The 16336-nt window shown below is 70.8% G+C and carries 18 protein-coding genes; 11 read left to right on the top strand and 7 right to left on the bottom strand.

What is annotated here, in order from left to right:
- Positions 1-46 precede the first annotated feature (46 nt).
- Entirely contained in the window at positions 47-1255 is a 1209-nt protein-coding gene (locus tag FQY83_RS15670; protein ID WP_146388918.1) for a DesA family fatty acid desaturase, read from the top strand.
- Between the two features lie 123 nt (positions 1256-1378).
- Positions 1379-1705: an EF-hand domain-containing protein gene (locus FQY83_RS15675; protein ID WP_146388919.1), complete on the top strand. Its 327-nt coding sequence runs from the start codon at positions 1379-1381 to the stop codon at positions 1703-1705.
- A 28-nt stretch (positions 1706-1733) separates the two neighbouring features.
- Here the strand turns inward: FQY83_RS15675 and FQY83_RS15680 are convergent, their stop codons facing one another.
- The 3 genes from FQY83_RS15680 to FQY83_RS15690 form a co-directional block, all read right to left on the bottom strand.
- Positions 1734-2108: a hypothetical protein gene (locus FQY83_RS15680; protein WP_146388920.1), complete on the bottom strand. Its 375-nt coding sequence runs from the start codon at positions 2106-2108 to the stop codon at positions 1734-1736.
- Between the two features lie 102 nt (positions 2109-2210).
- Positions 2211-2537 carry a nucleoside triphosphate pyrophosphohydrolase family protein gene (locus FQY83_RS15685; RefSeq protein ID WP_146388921.1) on the bottom strand — a complete coding sequence of 109 codons (327 nt, stop codon included), beginning with the start codon at positions 2535-2537 and terminating at the stop codon, positions 2211-2213.
- A 301-nt stretch (positions 2538-2838) separates the two neighbouring features.
- Positions 2839-3813, bottom strand: a complete 975-nt coding sequence (locus FQY83_RS15690) for a mitochondrial fission ELM1 family protein (RefSeq protein ID WP_238333524.1) — start codon at positions 3811-3813, stop codon at positions 2839-2841.
- Positions 3814-3909: 96 nt separating this feature from the next.
- Here FQY83_RS15690 and FQY83_RS15695 point away from each other — a divergent pair, with 96 nt between their 5' ends.
- From FQY83_RS15695 to FQY83_RS15725, 7 genes are all read left to right on the top strand, one after another.
- Positions 3910-4500 carry a malonic semialdehyde reductase gene (locus tag FQY83_RS15695; RefSeq protein WP_146388923.1) on the top strand — a complete coding sequence of 197 codons (591 nt, stop codon included), beginning with the start codon at positions 3910-3912 and terminating at the stop codon, positions 4498-4500.
- Positions 4501-4547: 47 nt separating this feature from the next.
- Positions 4548-5141: a YceI family protein gene (locus FQY83_RS15700; RefSeq protein ID WP_238333525.1), complete on the top strand. Its 594-nt coding sequence runs from the start codon at positions 4548-4550 to the stop codon at positions 5139-5141.
- 32 nt (positions 5142-5173) lie between these two features.
- Positions 5174-5860, top strand: coding sequence for a YceI family protein (locus FQY83_RS15705; protein ID WP_146388925.1), 687 nt, complete (start codon positions 5174-5176; stop codon positions 5858-5860).
- A 9-nt stretch (positions 5861-5869) separates the two neighbouring features.
- Positions 5870-6580 (top strand): pirin family protein, encoded by a 711-nt coding sequence (locus FQY83_RS15710; protein WP_146388926.1) that lies wholly within the window; start codon positions 5870-5872, stop codon positions 6578-6580.
- Positions 6581-6810: 230 nt separating this feature from the next.
- A complete protein-coding gene (locus tag FQY83_RS15715) occupies positions 6811-7017 on the top strand; it encodes a zinc-finger domain-containing protein (protein WP_146388972.1) in 207 nt (68 codons plus the stop codon).
- A gap of 19 nt (positions 7018-7036) precedes the next feature.
- Positions 7037-8176 carry a glycosyltransferase gene (locus tag FQY83_RS15720; protein WP_146388927.1) on the top strand — a complete coding sequence of 380 codons (1140 nt, stop codon included), beginning with the start codon at positions 7037-7039 and terminating at the stop codon, positions 8174-8176.
- Positions 8133-9461 (top strand): O-antigen ligase family protein, encoded by a 1329-nt coding sequence (locus FQY83_RS15725; RefSeq protein WP_146388928.1) that lies wholly within the window; start codon positions 8133-8135, stop codon positions 9459-9461. The genes FQY83_RS15720 and FQY83_RS15725 overlap by 44 nt, the downstream gene beginning before the upstream one ends.
- Positions 9462-9603: 142 nt before the next feature.
- Here FQY83_RS15725 and lpxL read toward each other — a convergent pair whose 3' ends face one another.
- The gene (gene lpxL, locus FQY83_RS15730; protein ID WP_146388929.1) at positions 9604-10518 is read right to left on the bottom strand and encodes an LpxL/LpxP family Kdo(2)-lipid IV(A) lauroyl/palmitoleoyl acyltransferase; all 915 of its coding nucleotides are present in this window, start codon (positions 10516-10518) and stop codon (positions 9604-9606) included.
- A 275-nt stretch (positions 10519-10793) separates the two neighbouring features.
- On the opposite strand from lpxL, the gene waaA reads away from it, so the two are divergent.
- The gene (gene waaA, locus FQY83_RS15735; protein ID WP_146388973.1) at positions 10794-12116 is read left to right on the top strand and encodes a lipid IV(A) 3-deoxy-D-manno-octulosonic acid transferase; all 1323 of its coding nucleotides are present in this window, start codon (positions 10794-10796) and stop codon (positions 12114-12116) included.
- 122 nt (positions 12117-12238) lie between these two features.
- Here the strand turns inward: waaA and FQY83_RS15740 are convergent, their stop codons facing one another.
- The 3 genes from FQY83_RS15740 to FQY83_RS15750 all read right to left on the bottom strand — a co-directional run bounded on the left by FQY83_RS15740 (position 12239) and on the right by FQY83_RS15750 (position 15063).
- Positions 12239-13564, bottom strand: a complete 1326-nt coding sequence (locus FQY83_RS15740) for a TolC family outer membrane protein (protein ID WP_146388930.1) — start codon at positions 13562-13564, stop codon at positions 12239-12241.
- A gap of 28 nt (positions 13565-13592) precedes the next feature.
- A complete protein-coding gene (locus FQY83_RS15745; RefSeq protein WP_146388931.1) occupies positions 13593-14246 on the bottom strand; it encodes a protein-L-isoaspartate O-methyltransferase family protein in 654 nt (217 codons plus the stop codon).
- 136 nt (positions 14247-14382) lie between these two features.
- Positions 14383-15063: a TetR/AcrR family transcriptional regulator gene (locus tag FQY83_RS15750; RefSeq protein ID WP_146388932.1), complete on the bottom strand. Its 681-nt coding sequence runs from the start codon at positions 15061-15063 to the stop codon at positions 14383-14385.
- 72 nt (positions 15064-15135) lie between these two features.
- Here FQY83_RS15750 and FQY83_RS15755 point away from each other — a divergent pair, with 72 nt between their 5' ends.
- Positions 15136-16272, top strand: a complete 1137-nt coding sequence (locus FQY83_RS15755; protein WP_146388933.1) for an efflux RND transporter periplasmic adaptor subunit — start codon at positions 15136-15138, stop codon at positions 16270-16272.
- Positions 16273-16336 lie beyond the last annotated feature (64 nt).

Below are 16336 nucleotides of genomic sequence, written 5' to 3' on the forward strand. Positions count from 1 at the left end.
GGCACCGGCCCCATCATGACCGGGTTCACACCACGTTGACATCGTCATGCCCGCGTCCCTGATCGATTTCCTCGCCGGCGGCCTGCTGCAGTTCGGCTTCTGGTCGCTCGCGCTTTACTTTCTGGTCGCGACCCAGCTGACCATCTTCTCGGTCACGCTCTACCTGCACCGCAGCCAGGCGCACCGCGGCGTCGATTTCCATCCGCTGCTGGCGCACTTCTTCCGCTTCTGGACGTGGCTGACCACCTCGATGATCACCCGCGAGTGGGTGGCGATCCACCGCAAGCACCACGCGAAGTGCGAGACCGAGGACGACCCGCACAGCCCCATGCACAAGGGCATCAAGACCGTGTTCTGGCGCGGCGTCGAGCTGTACCGCGAGGCCCGCGCGATGCGCGCCGACATCGAGCAGTACGGCAAGGGCGCGCCCGACGACTGGATCGAGCGCCACCTCTACACGCCGTACGCAACGATGGGCCCGGTCGTGCTGCTGTTCGCCAGCTTCGCGCTGTTCGGCTTCGCCGGCGTCGCGATCTGGGCGATCCAGATGGCGTGGATCCCGTTCTGGGCCGCGGGCGTGGTCAACGGCCTCGGCCACTGGTGGGGCTACCGCAACTTCGAGACCACCGACACCGCCACCAACCTCACCCCGTGGGGCGTGTGGATCGGCGGCGAGGAACTGCACAACAACCACCACGCCTTCCCGAGCTCGGCCAAGTTCGCGCTGCGCAAGTGGGAGTTCGACATCGGCTGGGCCGCGATCAAGGGCCTGCAGACGCTGCGCCTGGCCAAGGTGCTGCGCGTCGCGCCTTCGCTGGACGTGCGCCCCAACATCCAGGCGCCCGACACCGACACCATGAAGGCGCTGCTCGCGCACCGCTTCCAGGCGATGACCGACTACCAGCGCAACGTGCTGATGCCGGCGCTGCGCGAGGAAGCGCAGGCCGCCGGCGCGAAACTGCGCTCGCTGCTGCCGCGCAAGCTGCGCAAGGGCCTGGTCGACGACGGCCGCTGGCTCAGCCCGGAAGCGCGCGAACAGATGCAGCAGTGGATCTCGCAGCGCCCGCGCATCCGCACCGTGGTCGAATACCGTCGCAGCCTCGCCGCCGTCCTCGAGGCACGCACCAGCAACGCCAGCGACGCCCTGCACAACCTGCAGGCCTGGTGCCGCGAGGCCGAGGCCAGCGGCATCCGCGCGCTGCAGGAATACTCGGCGCGCCTGAAGGGCTATTCGCTGCAGTCGGCCCACGCCTGAGGCGGCGTTACCCCGCACTCATCGCCCGCCGGCACAGGTCGGCGCGCATATACCTCCCCCGCTTGCGGGGGAGGTCGGCGCGAAGCGCCGGGTGGGGGGGCACCCAGCCGCTAAACTCCCCACATGCGCTTGCTGACCATCCTCCTCCTGCTCCTGCCCGCGATCGCCTTCACCCAGGTCACCCGGACCGGCGAATACCTCGCGAAGATGGACGCCGACGGCGACGGCCGCGTTTCGCTGGCCGAATACCAGGACTGGATGAGCTACGCCTTCGACGGCATGGACCGCAACCGCGACGGCGTGCTGACCCCGGACGAACAGCCGGGCGGCAAGGGCAAGCCGATCACCCGCGGCGACCACCTCGCGCGACTGGCCGAACGCTTCCAGCGCCAGGACGCCAACCGCGACGGCTTCCTCGACGCCCGCGAACTCGCCGCGCCGCCGCGCTGAAGCTGCTCCTGCATCCAGCCGTACCGGCTCAGTCCCGCGACTGTCGCCGCAGCACCAGCATCTCCACCAGAGCGAACGTCAGCCCCGCGCCGAGCACCACCCACAGCACCGCCGCATGGCGAAACGCCTGCGCCTCCGACACGTAGCGCGTCGTCCCTTTGCTCGTGACGCCGGCCGGCGCTTCCGCGCTCGGCGTCGTGCTGCCCTCGGCCACGTTCCGCTCCTGCTGCATGCCCCACATCGCCAGCGTCACGAACGCCGCGATCCAGATGCCGCGCAGGATTCGCACGCGCAACTCCAGCGGCTTCGACCCACTGAACCGCACGAGGGCGGCGCCACCCAGCACGAGGATCGCGACGCCCGCGAGCACGGGATCGGAGAACAGGTAGGCGAGATGTTGCATCGAGGGATCCGGGAGGTGGCAGGGACATGGAGGAATCTGCAATCCCCATTGGGCCCGCTCCGCGGCGAGTCCGCAAGCGTCCCCGTGCGGCAAGCGCCCGGGTTATTTGTCCAACTCGCTGGAGACGTAGTCGACAAGTTCCCGGGTGTTCCTGACGAACTCCGCTTCCAGGTCGATGCCGCACTTGTTCGCAAGGACAATGATCGACCACAGGCAGTCCGACAGTTCATGGCCGAGCTTCGCCTTGCAGTCGTCGATCTCCCGGATGCCGGCGTTCGCCTGGATCAGCTTTGCCAAGTCGCCGACGTCTCCCATGAAGCCAAGCGCAAGCTCTTCCGTGGTCCAGGCACGCCCATACTTCTTGATCTCGAGCTGTTCGTAGAGAGCGTTGAGCTGTAGTGCCGATTTCTCGAGATCACTGAGTTTCATGTTGATTGCAAGTAACGCCTGAATTAAGCCGCGCCGCGAAGCGGCGTCGGCTTGAATGAATTGTTAGCCCCCAACGAATGACTCATCAGAATTGCATTCCTTAATCATGTCCTCCCAGGGCCACTTGACGGTCGCGTACTTTCGATAAAGGAGCAGTTGCTTGTCCACAATCGATACTTCCGAAACAGCTGGGTTGTATGAAATGACCAACCCACGACCATCCGAATCCACTTGGAGTGACTCGAATTTTTCCAGAACCGTGCGCAGCGGGGAACCGCAATGACGATACGACAGGTGTCGCTCAGTCCCGAAAGACTCCCAGCTTCACGCGAACAGCTTCCGCAACGCGCGCAGTCTCGCGCAGCGGAGTGATCGCGGCGGGTTCGTCATCCATTCCGCCGATGCGCCCACGCGCCAGCAGTGCATCGAGGAATCTTCGCGGCCGCGCGCGCGCGCGCTCAAGGTTGAAGACGTGGACCGGCGCGCGGGTGGCGCAGGCTTCGGACACCATGTTGACCGAGTCGGGCGTGCAGACGATGCGGTCGGCCCAGGCCAGCAGGCCAGGGTAGGGATTGGGGCCGTCGTCCGGTCCGCACCAGGCAAGGCCGGGCGTGCGGGCGAAGTGGCGTCGCAGGGCATCGACGATGCCGGGCGGCGTGCGGCGCGAGGTGGTGGCCAGGACGCTGCCGCCGGCTTGCGTACGCATCGCTTCGATCCGCGCGCAGAGCGCATCGAAGCCGGCGCCGTCGTAGGGGGCCTGCGCGGTGGGGCCGCCGACGAGCAGGGCGATGCGCGGCGAGGGCAGGTCGGCGAACGCGGCGAAGGCGTCGCGCGCGCGCTGCAGCCAGGCGTCGTCGACGGGGTTGAGGCTGCCGAGCAGGGTGACGACGTTGTCGCCGGCCAGGCCGTCGTGCTCGGGGGCGACCACGAGGTCCCAGTGTGTGGGGTCGATGCGCGGGTCGAGGATCTGCACGGCCGCGGCGCCGCGCGCGCGCAGCAGCCGGGTCGCCAGCGCCGCCTGCCGGCCGCAGCCGATGGCGAGCGCGGGCGGGGCGGCGAGCGCGTCGGCGAATCCGGCGCCGAAGGCGTGGCCCGCCGCCGGCAGCGCCCGGGGCGCGAACCAGCGCCAGGGCGCGCGCGGCGCGAGCGACAGCGTGCGCACCGCGCCGCCGAGGGCGTCGGCCAGCGCGTCGGCCTGCCGCGCGTTGCCGGCGCGGCCGTCGCTGAGTGACCAGATTTGGGGGGAATCGATGCCCGCGGCGCCGGCTCGTTCCAAATTTGTAATCATCCGTTCCGGTGACCGCGGCTGAACGTCGTTCATGGAACTCTACACTGCACGCTTTCCGCCTTCCCTTCCCGCCGAGGACGTCCGATGACCGACACGCTGTCCGATGCCGCGCTCGACCAGGTGTTCCGCACCGCCCGCACCCACAACGCGTTCTCCGGCGAGATCGACGACGCCACGCTGCGCCGGCTCTACGACCTGGTGAAGCTCGGCCCGACCGAGGCCAACTCCTGCCCGGCGCGGTTCGTGTTCGTGAAGTCGCGCGAGGCGAAGGAGAAGCTGGGCCCGGCGCTGAGCGAGGGCAACTACAAGAAGACGCTGACGGCGCCGGTGACGGTGATCGTCGGCTACGACATGGCGTTCTACGACAAGCTGCCGGTGCTGTTCCCGCACGTGGACGCGAAGTCGTGGTTCGAGGGTTCGCCGGAGGAGCGGCTGTATCGCGTTGCGCTGCGCGGCTCCAGCATGCAGGCGGCCTACCTGATCCTGGCCGCGCGCTCGCTGGGGCTCGATACCGGGCCGATGTCGGGCTTCGACACCGACAAGGTCGACGAGGCCTTCTTCAAGGGCACGTCGATCAAGTCGAACGTGCTGGTCAACCTCGGCAAGGGCGATGCGTCGGCGATCTTCCCGCGCTCGCCGCGGCTGTCGTTCGACGAAGCCGCGCGCATCGAATGAGCCTGTCCACGACCCTTCGTCCCGCCCCCGTCCCGCAAGGAGCTTCCATGCCACGATCCCTGACCCGCCTCGCATTCGGACTCGCGCTGGGCGCGCTCGCCACGTCCGCCGCCGCGGCGCCGTTGACCTACACGATCGACGCGACCCACACCGACGTGATCGCGCAGTGGAACCACCTGGGCTTCTCCAACCCGACCGCGCACTTCGGCCAGGTCGAGGGCACGATCGTGTACGACGCCGACGACGTGTCGGCCTCGTCGGTCGAGGTCAGGATCCCGCTGTCGGGCCTGAACTCGCACGTCGCGCGCTTCGACGAACACCTGCGCAACGCCGACTTCTTCGAGGTCGAGACATTCCCGGTCGCCACCTTCCGCAGCACGGCGGTGGAAGCGGCGGGCGAGGGCAGGCTGAAGGTGTCGGGCGAGCTCACGATCAAGGACGCCACGCGCCCGGTGGTGCTGGACGTGGCGCTGAACAAGGCCGGCCCGCACCCGCGCAACAACCGGCCGACCATCGGATTCGATGCCACCACCACGGTGCTGCGCAGCGAATTCGGACTGGGCCGCGGCGCGCCCGCGGTCAGCGACGAAGTGAAGATCCGCATCACCACCGAGGCGCAGGCCGAATCCGCGCCGGAGTGACCCAACCCACCCGCATTCAAGAGGCAACGACCATGAAGCACGCTACCAAACTCCTGCTGCTCCCGTTCGCACTGACGCTGGCCATCGCCGCCTGCAAGCCGGCCGAGCCGCCGGCAGCCGCCGTCGAGGCCGCGCCCGCCGCGCCGGAAGCGACCGCGCCCGCCGAGGCCCCGATCGAAGGCGTGTCCGGCACCTACGTCATCGATCCGAACCACACCAACGTCGTCGCGCAGTGGAACCACTTCGGCTTCTCCAACCCGGTCGCCAACTTCGGCCAGGTCGAGGGCACGATCGTCTACGACGCCGACAACGTCGGCGCCTCGTCGGTGGAAGTGACGCTGCCGCTGTCGGGCCTGGTCTCGTTCGCCACCGATTTCAACGAGCACCTGTCCAGCGCCGACTTCTTCGACGCGGCGAAGTTCCCGGTCGCGACGTTCAGGAGCACATCGGTCGAATCCGCCGGCGGCAACCGCCTGAAGGTCACCGGCGACCTCACGATCAAGGACAACACCCATCCGGTGGTGCTGGACGTGACGATCAACCGCTTCGGCGAGCACCCGATGCTCAAGCGCGCGACCGCCGGCTTCGACGCCACCACCACGATCAAGCGCAGCGACTTCGGCGTGGGCGCCTACGCGCCGAACGTCAGCGACGAGGTGCAGCTGCGCATCACCACCGAGGCATCGGTGGCGGCGCCCGAAGCCGACGCCGCGGGCTGAGCCCGGGCGATGCGCATCGTCCGACCCTCCGGCGAGCGCGGGCACGTCGACGCCGGCTGGCTCGGCAGCCGGCACACGTTCTCGTTCGGCCACTACCACGAGCCGAAATGGATGGGGTTCGGGCCGCTGCGCGTGATCAACGAGGATCGCGTGGCGCCGGGCGGCGGCTTCCCGCCGCACCGGCACGCGAACATGGAGATCCTCAGCTACGTCATCAGCGGCGCGCTCGCGCACCGCGACAGCACCGGCAGCAGCGGCGTGCTGCGGCCGGGCGAAGTGCAGTGGATGAGCGCGGGCAGCGGCATCGAGCACAGCGAGTACAACGGCGGCGATGGCGTGCCGGTGCACTTCCTGCAGATCTGGATCATGCCCGACCGCGTGAACGCGCCGCCGGACTACGACCAGCGCGCGTTCGACCCGCTGCAGCGCGAAGGCCGCTGGGCCACGCTGGCCTCGCCCGACGGCGGCGACGGCAGCCTCGCGATCCGCCAGCAGGCCTGGATGCGCGGCGTGCGGCTGGCGCGGGACGTGTCGGTCGAGCACGCGCTCGATCCCGCGCGGCTGTACTGGCTGCACGTGGTCCAGGGCGCGGTGAGCGCGGATGGCGGCGCGCTCTCGGCCGGCGACGCGCTCGGCATGTCCGGGGAGCAGGGCAGCCTGCGGCTGACCGGCGCCGGCGACGACGTCGCCGACGTGCTGCTGTTCGACCTGCCGCCGTAGGGGTTGGCAGGGCATTCCCAACACTCGTCATTCCCGCGAAGGCGGGAACCCAGCGTCTTTGGCTTTTCAGGCTCGCCGTAGCGAGCGCTGTGCCTTGGCAGGGAAGAAGCAACGACACTGGGTTCCCGCCTTCGCGGGAATGACGGGGGTTTGGGCACTTGCCGGCTGTTGGCCGATCCCAACCCCTCCGCGGTAGTAGAATGCGTCCGTTGCAACCACACGCCGCCGCCATGACCGCCACCCAGCCCCAGCCCCAGCCCACGCAAGCCAACGCGCGAACCCGCTACGAGGTGCGTCGCGATGACCTGCCACTGAGCTGCCCGCTGCCGTCGATGGGGCTGTGGAATTCGCATCCGCGCGTGTACCTGCCGATCGAGGCCGACGGCGGCGAAGCCGATTGCCCGTACTGCGGCGCGCACTTCGTCCTGGTCGACTGAGGCCGGGGCGGCATCCCGCGTGCCGCGCCCGCTGACCGTGGTGCAGCTGCTGCCGGCGCTGGAGTCCGGCGGCGTCGAACGCTCCACCCTCGAGATCGCCGACGCACTGGTGCGTGCCGGGCATCGTGCCATCGTCGTCTCCGCCGGCGGGCGGCTGCTGCCGCGGCTGCGGGCCAGCGGCGCCGAACACGTGGAGCTCGACATCGGCCGCAAGTCGCTCGCCGTGCTGCGGCACGTGCGCGTGCTGCGCGCGCTGTTCGCGCGCGAAGGCGTCGATATCGTGCACGCGCGCTCGCGGCTGCCGGCCTGGCTGGGCTGGCGTGCGCTGCGCGGGATGCCGGAAGCGGGCCGGCCGCGGTTCGTCACCACCGTGCACGGCCTGAATTCGCCTTCGCGCTACAGCGCGATCATGGCGCGCGGCGAGCGCGTGGTCTGCGTGTCGGACACGGTGCGCGACTACGTGCTGCTCCACTATCCGCGCACCGATCCGGAGCGGCTGCGGGTGATCCCGCGCGGGATCGATCCGGCCGACTTCCCGCGCGCGCCCGCGCCCGATCGCGCGGCGCGCGAGCGCGTCGCCGCCCTGCATCCGGCGCTCGCCGGCGAAGGCCCGCTGCTGCTGCTGCCCGGGCGCGGGACGCGACTCAAGGGCCACGGCGACGCCATTGCGCTGCTCGCCGCCCTGCGCGCGGACGGCCTCGACGCGCGGCTGTGGATGCCCGGTGCGGTGCAGGACGGGCGCGAGGCGTACGCAGCCGAGCTCGAACGGCTGGCACTGGAAGTCGGCGTCGACGGCGTCCTCGCGATCACGCCGCCGATCTCGGCCATCGCCGGGGCCTACGCCGCCAGCGACCTGGTGCTGCAGCTCTCGCGCAAGCCCGAATCCTTCGGGCGCACGGTGATCGAGGCGCTGTCGGTCGGGCGCCCGGTCGTGGGCTGGGACCACGGCGGCGTCGGCGAACTGCTGCGCGCGCTGCAGCCCGCGGGCGCGGTGGCGCCGTTCGACGCCGGGGCGCTGCATCGGGCGGCGAGGGCGGCGCTCACCCGCCCGCCGTCGCTTCCCGATACCATTCCGTTTACCTTGCAGGCGATGCAGGACGCCACGCTGTCGGTCTATGACGAACTCCGCGACGATCACGCCGCCGCCCGCCACCGCTGACGCCGCGCCCGCCGGCTGGCGCTGGGCGCCGCACTGGGTGCTGGCCTTCGTCGCGCTGTGGCCGGCGCCCGGCTACGCCGAGGGCGTGATGGTGCTGGGCGCGCTGGCCGCGATCGTGTACCTGGTATGGGGGCGCTTCCGCGGCGGCATGCGCCTGCTCAGCCTGCAGGCCTGGGCGCTGACCAGCGTGCTGTTCTGCGCCTACTGGCTGCCGCAGCTGGTCTCGTCGATCGACGCGGTCGACCACGGCCGCGCCTTCCGCGAATCGCTGGTCGACCTGCGCTACCTGCCCTTCCTGTGGCTGGCGGCCTCGGCGGTGGCGAATCCGCGCGGCCGGCAGCTCACCTTCGCCGGGCTGGCGGTGATCGTCGGGATCTGGACGATCGATGCGCTGGCCCAGGTCGTCACCGGCACCAGTCCGCTGTTCTGGAGCATCGACGCGCTCAAGCAGGCGATCAGCGGGCGGCCGATGTGCACGGCCGAGCAGGCCGCGGGCCTGGATCGGCTGGGCGGCGTGCTCGGGCCGTGCAACCGCAAGCTCGGCGTGGTGCTGGCGAGCCTGTCGCCGTTCGCGCTGTACTACGCCGGGCGCCGCTTCGGCAGCACCGGCTGGATCGTCGCGGCGATGCTGGTCGGCACCGTGGTGCTGTTCGCCGGCTCGCGCGCGTCGTGGATCACCTTCGCGCTGGTGCTGCTGTTCAGCGGCTGGAGCCTGCTGGGCTGGAAGAAGCTGCTGCTGGTGTTCGCGGCCGGCGCCCTGTCGCTGGTGGCGCTGTCGTTCGTGTCGCCGCAGGTGCAGCAGCGGGTGGTGTTGACCGCGCAGGCGTGGACCGCCGAGGACGCCGCCGGCGTCGATACCGCGCTGTCCGGTCGCGCGCGCATCTGGGGCGCGGCCGCGTGCATGGCGCGCGAGCATCCGGTCAACGGCGTCGGCGCGCGCGGGTTCCGCCGCGCCTTCGCCGACTGCGATCCGGAAGCGGGCGAACTCGCGGCATGGGGGCAGGGGCCGGCGTTCCACGCGCACCAGATCGTGCTCGAGATCCTCAGCGAAACCGGCGGCATCGGCCTGCTGCTGTGGCTGGCCGGCGCGGCGCTGGCCTGGCGCGCATGGCGCTTCGCGGACGCACCGGCGCGCGAGCGCGCACGACCGGCGATGCTGGCGCTCGCGGTCACGGTGTTCCCGTTCAACACCCATCTCGCGTTCTATTCGACGTTCTGGGGCGGGTTGACGCTGCTGCTTGCGGCGCTGTATGCGGGCAGCCTGCTGGCGAGTCGTCGCGACTGAGGAGGCATGCCGTCGCGGCGGCATGTCAGGTTGTCATCCCGAACGCAGTGAGGGATCTGTCGCCCGAAGCCAGATCCCTCACTGCGTTCGGGATGACAACCTGAGAGGGAAGCGGAGCCGGCGCTTCACGGGATACTGGAAGTCAGTAGACCGTCCCCCCATCCGGCTGCCGCTTGAAGCGCCGGTGGATCCACAGGTACTGCTCCGGCGCCGCGCGCGCCATCGTCTCGATGCCCGCGATCACGCGCGCGGTATCGTCGGTGGCGTCGCGCGAGGGGAAATCGTCCAGCGCCGGCCATAGCGTCAGCGTATAGCCGCCATCCGCGCGACGCCGATGCTGGTACAGCACCACCGCCGCGCCGGACATGCGCGCCAGCGCGTGGGTCGAGGTCAGGCTGTGCGCGGGATGGCCGAAGAACGGCACGAACACCGCGTCGCCGCGGCTCGGGTCCTGGTCGGGTGCGTACCACAGCAGCCCACCCTTCTTGAGGTGGCGCACCGCGCCGCGCACGTCCTGCTTGGGGAACATCGCCGCCGCATAGCGCGCGCGCCCGCGGCGCACCGCCCATTCCATCGCCGGCTGCGCGTGCGGGCGATACATGCCGGCCAGCGGCACGTGGTCGCACATCAGCCGGCCGCACATCTCCAGCGTGCTGAAGTGGCCGGAGACGACGATGACGCCGCGGCCACCGGCGCGCGCGGCCTCGATGTGCTCGAGTCCTTCGACGACGAGCCCCTTGCGCATCGGATCGACCGATCCCCACCACGCGCGCGCGAACTCGAACAGGCCGATGCCGAGCGCGGTGAAGTGTTCGCGCAGCAGCGTCTCGCGCGCGGCCGCGTCGAGCTCCGGGAAGCACAGCGCGAGGTTGCGCGCGGCGACTTCGCGACGATCGCGCAGGGCCACGCGCAGCAGCGTGCCGATGCCGCGCCCGATCGCGCGCTGCCACAGCCAGGGCAGGCGCGCGGCCAGCGCCATCGCGCCGATGCCCAGCCATGTCGGCCAGTGCCGCGGCGACAGCGGCGGCGGGGGCAGCGGGGCGTCGGTCGAACTCATGGCGGGATTGTAGTCGGTGGCGGTGGGCGCGGCCGGAGCGGCAGTCGTGCTGCGGCGGAAGCCATGTGTTGGACATGGCCGACATCATTTGTCCTTTGCCCTTTGCCGTCAGCCTTTTGCCGTCCAGTTGTCATCCCGACCCCGGACTTGATCCGGGGGAGGGATCTCCGCCTCGCGGGCTTCGGATACGAGATTGACCGGCTTCGCCGTTGTGAAGCGCTTCTCGCTGCGCTCGGAATGACAAGGTCATGGGCGATTCCCGCTATCCTGTCCCGATGCAAGCCGACCCGACCGAACGCCTGCTGCGCGGCCTGTATTCGGCCGTGCTGTACCTGCTCGTGCCGGTCACGGTCTACCACCTGATCTGGCGCGGCTTCCGCCAGGAGGCGTATTTCGAGCGCTGGGGCGAGCGCTACGCGCGCTATACGACGCCGGCGACGCCCACGCCGATCTGGGTGCATGCGGTGTCGGTGGGCGAGGTCAACGCGGTCGCGCCGCTGGTCGACGCCCTGCTCGATGCCTATCCCGGCCAGCGCCTGCTGGTTACCACGATCACGCCCACCGGTTCGGCGCGCGTGCGCGCGATCTGGGGCGAGCGCGTCGAGCACGCCTACCTGCCCTACGACCTGTCCGGCGCGGTGCGCCGCTTCCTCGCGCACTTCACCCCGCGCATCGCGCTGGTGGTCGAAACCGAGCTGTGGCCGAACCTGCTGCTGTGCTGCCGCGACGCCGGCATCCCCGCCTACCTCGTCAACGCGCGCCTGTCGGAGCGCTCGCTGCGCGGCTACCGCGTGCTGCGGCCGCTGCTGTCGCGGGTGCTGCGCACGCTGCGGCGGGTGTCCGCGCAGTCGGACGACGATGCGCGCCGCTTCGCCGCGCTGGGCGCGCCGGCCGCCTCGCTCGTGGTCACCGGCAACCTCAAGTACGACATCGCGCTCGACGTGGAGAAGATCACGCGCGCGGCCACCGATTTCCGCGAGCGCATCGGCGGGCGCCCGGTCTGGATCGCGGCGAGCACGCATCCGGACGAGGAAGCGGCGGTGCTCGCGATCCACCGCCGCCTGCGCGAGCGCTTGCCGGACCTGTTGATGCTGTGGGCGCCGCGCCATCCCGAGCGCTTCCGCGGCGCCACGCAGCAGGCGGTCGACGCCGGCTGGCGCGTCGCCACGCGCAAGCTCACGCACTGGCCGGACCCGGAGGACGCGGTGTTCGTCCTCGACACGCTGGGCGAACTGCAGCAGTTCTACGCCTGCGCCGACGTGGCCTTCGTCGGCGGCAGCCTGCAGGACATCGGCGGCCACAACCTGCTGGAGCCGGCGGCGGTCGGCACGCCGGTGGCCAGCGGCCCGCACCTGCACAACTTCAGCGACATCGCCCGGCACATGGAAGCCGCCGGCGCCCTGCGCATCGGCGAGGACGTGGAGGCGGTGGGGGCGATCCTGGAGCAGCTGCTGGCCGACGACGCGGCACGCGCGGCGATGCGCGAGGCCGGGCTGGCGCTGGTGCGCAACGGGCGCGGGGCGCTGCGGCGCACGCTCGGGGTGATTGCGGCGGACATGCCCTGTCGATCCGGCCCACAAATACCGGGAACGGGGTAGGTCGGGGCTACGACCCCGATGCCGTCAGCATCCAGCGTCGGCCACGTAGGGCCGACCTACGGTGGGCCGGACCAACAGGTGCGCGGGGGCGCATGGGAAAGGCATCGCGCCTGAAGGCGCTCCTACTGGGCCGGCGCGGTCACGTCCTGCGTCAGCAGGCGGTTGACGTCCTGCACCGTGGCGACGTCCAGCGTGCCGGCCGCCTGTTCGAGCAGCAGGCGGTTGCGCAGGTAGTTGTACTTCGCCGTGGCGTACTGCTGCTTCGCGCTGAACAGGTTCTGCTGGTTGATCAGCACGTCGATGACGGTGCGGGTGCCAACCTCCAGGCCCACCTGCGAGGCGTCGTATGCGCTCTGCGCCGACACCTGGGCCAGGCGGCGCGCCTCGACCTCGCTGATGCCCGCCACCAGCGCCTGGTAGGCGTAGCGGGTGTTGCGCTCGATCGCGCGGCGGCCCTGTTCCAGCTGGTCCTGGGCGATGTCGCGGCTGGCGATCGCCTGGCGCACGCGCGACTGGGTTTCGCCGCCGGAGAAGATCGGCACGGTCAGGGTCAGGCCGATGCTGCTGCCCTCGTCGGTGGCGCTGACCTGGCCGGGCGACGGCGAATACCAGCCGGTGCTGTTGCTGTAGGTCACGCCGAGGCCGAGCGTCGGCAGGTGCCCGGCGCGCGCGGTCGAGACGCCGTGCTCGGAGCCCTGCACCGCGTACTTCGCCGCCTGCAGGCTGGGGTTGGTCTCCAGCGCGCGCTGCACCCAGGCCTCGGCGTCGCCGCCGGCGGGCAGCTCCGGGCGGAAGTCTTCCGGGAGCGCCCTGAGCGCGTTGATCGGGGTGCCGGTGATCTCGGCCAGCGCCTGGTAGGCGTCCTGCAGCGCATTGCGCACCAGGATGGTGTTGGCGCGCGCGCCGTCGTACTGGGCGCGGGCCTCGTGCACGTCGGTGATCGGCGCCAGGCCGACTTCCAGGCGCTTGTCGGCGTAGTCGAACTGCTTCTGGAACGCTTCCTCGGCCGCCTCGGCCGCGGCCAGCGTCTCCAGCGCCACCAGCACGTCGAAATAGGCGTTGGCGGTGCGCGAGACCAGTTCGTCGCCGGCGGCCTCGAGGTCGTAGTCGGCGGCGGTGCTGTAGTCGCGCTGCGCGCGCAGGTTCGAGATCTGCGCCCAGTTGAAGACGCTCTGGTTGAGGTTGGCGCGGTAGCTGCGGCTGCGCGAGGTACCGGTTTCCCCGGCTTCATGCGAGCGGCCCAGGCTTGCGCTGCCGTCGATCTGGGGCAGCAGCCCGGCGCGCGCCTGCACCGCGTTCTCGCGCGTGGACAGTCGCTGCGATTCGGCGATCGACAGCTGCGGATCGTTGACCCGCGCCAGCTCGTAGGTCTGCATCAGGTCCTCGGCGAAGACCGGCGCGGACGACAGGGCGAGGGCAAGGGAGAGGACGAGGGGGCGGCGGAGCATCGGGGATCCTTGGGGAAATTCGGAAGCGTCAGAACTTGAATTCGGGCGTCGGCTCGGCGCCGGCGAGGTAGGGCAGTCCGGTCTCGAACAACGATTCGATGCGCTGGCCGTTGACATCGTTGCGCACCAGCACCGCCTCCATCGCCGGCACGCGGCCATGGACGACGAACATCCGGCCACCGGGACGCAGCCACTGCACGAAACGTGACGGCACCGTGTCGACCGCGCCGGTCACGCAGATCGCATCGAACTGGCGGCCGGGCTCCCACGCGAAGGCGTCGGCCGCGACCACGTCGACGTTGCCGATGCCCTGGGCCTGCAGCCGTTCGCGCGCGGCGTCGGCGAGGTCGGCATGGCGCTCCACGCTCACGACCTCGCGCGCCAGCGAGCCCAGGCAGGCGGTCAGGAAGCCGCCGCCGGTGCCGATCTCCAGCACCGATTCGCTGCCCTCCAGCGCCAGCGCCTGCAGCGCGCGGCCCTCGACCACGGGCTTGAGCATGGTCTCGCCGTGGCCCAGCGGCAGCTCCAGGTCGGCATAGGCCAGCGCACGGTGGCGCTCGGCGACGAAGGCCTCGCGCGGCAGCCGCGCCAGCACTTCGAGCACGCGCGTGTCGAGCACGTCCCAGGGACGGATCTGCTGCTCGACCATGGTCTCGCGGGCCTTGGCGTAATCGAACGTCATCGTGCGGTCCGGGGATTGGATTGGGAGAAACGCGATTCTACTGGCCGGATCGGGCAAATTCGCGGGGCCATCATCGCCAGCGGCGCCGTTGTGGCTGAGTGCCGGAAGTCACCGCGACCGATGGCGCGCCGCCGGCTCACGCCGCCGGCGCCGGGCGGACGGCGTAGGCGCGCAGGAACATGTCGACGGTGGCGTCGATGTGCGCGTCCACGGCGGCAGGCGTCGGGCGCTCGCACAGGCCGCTGGCCATGCGCGTGTGCAGGTCGCCCTTGAGCAGGGCGAAGAACTGCTTCGCGGCCCGCTGCACGTCCGGCACGTCGAGTTCGCCGCGCTCGGCGCGCGCCTCCAGGAACGCGGAGAAGGCACGCACCGTGCGCTCCGGGCCTGCCTGCCAGAACATCTGGCGCACGCGCTCGTCGCTGCCCGGGGTCATCATCATCCGGTGCGTGGCCAGGGCCTCGTCGCTGGTGATCATCGCGAAGAACGCCCGGGCGATGTCGGCCAGCTGCGAATGCAGCGGCGCGGTGGTGTCGGCGACGAACAGGTCGTCGGGCATCAGCGTGGCGCAGACCGCGCGCACGGCCTCGCCGAACAGCGCTTCCTTGTCGCCGAAATGGCTGTAGACGGTGAGCTTGGAGACGCCGGCCTCGGCCGCGATCTGGTCCATGCTCGCGCCCTCGAACCCGTGCTGGGTGAACATCCGCTTGGCGGCGTCGAGGATCGCCGCGCGCTTGGCCAGATCCTTCGGGCGGCCGGGGCCGGCGGCAGCCCTGGCGGGCGCGGCGGGGGGCAGGGGAGATGCGGGTTTCAATGACATGATGTAATACTAGACCAACCGGTTTGATATTTATACTATACGCGCCGGTTCATTAATTGATCCCCACCCCCTATGCCCGCGAACAGGTTCCGCCCGTTCCTCCTGCTTGTGCTGACGGCGCTGCTGTCGGCCTGCGGCCGCGGCGATGCGCCGCAGGAAGCCCCGCGACCCGTGCTGGTCGAGCATCCCGCCGGCGGCGCGGACGCCGCGCTGGCCGCCTACGCCGGCGAGGTCCGCGCGCGCGAGGAAAGTCCGCTCGCCTTCCGCATCGGCGGCAACCTCGTCCGGCGCCACGTCGACGCCGGCGCCGCGGTGCGCGAAGGACAGGTGCTGGCGGAACTCGATCCCGGCGACCAGCGGCTGCAGGCGCAGGCCGCGCAGGCGCAGCTGTCCGCGGCGGAAGCGGAGCTGTCGCGCGCGCGCGCCGACCGCGCGCGCTTCGAGGCGCTGGCCAAGGACAAGCTGGTCAGCCAGTCGGCGCTGGACGGGCAGACCGCCGCGTGGAAGGCCGCCGAGGAGCAGGCGCGCGCGGCCCGCGCGGAACTCGACGTGGCCCGCAACCAGGCCGCCTATTCGCAGCTGCGCGCGCCGCGCGACGGCGTGATCGCGAGCCGGCAGGCCGAGGCCGGGCAGGTGGTCGCGGCCGGGCAGGCGATCTTCACCCTGGCCGGCGACGCGGGGCGCGAGGTGGCGATCGCGCTGCCGGAATCGCGCATCCGCGACTTCAGCGTCGGCCAGCCGGTCATGGTGGAGCTGTGGAGCGCGCCCGGCCAGCACCTGCCGGGCACGATCCGCGAGATCGCCGCCGCGGCCGATCCGCAGGCGCGCACCTATGCCGCGCGCGTCGCGCTCGACGAAAGCGCGGAGTCCGCGGTCGAACTCGGCCAGAGCGCGCGCGTGTACGTGCAGCGCAGCGGCGAGCGCGCGGCGCTGAGCGTGCCGCTGTCGGCGCTGCAGCGCGACGCGGCCGGGCGCCACGCGGTCTTCGTGGTGGATCCGGCGACGCATGCGCTGGATTCGGTGCCGGTGGAGCTGGGCGCGTTCGGCGAGACGCGGGTGCCGGTGCTGTCCGGGCTGGAGGCCGGCGACTGGGTGGTGTCGGCGGGCGGGCACCTGCTGCGCGAAGGGCAGGAGGTGGTGCCGGTGGATCGGGACAATCGGCCAATAGAACCGCAGCATCCGCAGCCGCCAGCGGGACAGACGCCATGATGTTTTCGACGCCGAACGCGCATGGCACCTTCGCCCTTCCCCCGCTCGCGGGGGAAGGGAACGG

The organism is Luteimonas marina, assembly GCF_007859325.1.
Lineage (GTDB): Bacteria > Pseudomonadota > Gammaproteobacteria > Xanthomonadales > Xanthomonadaceae > Luteimonas > Luteimonas marina.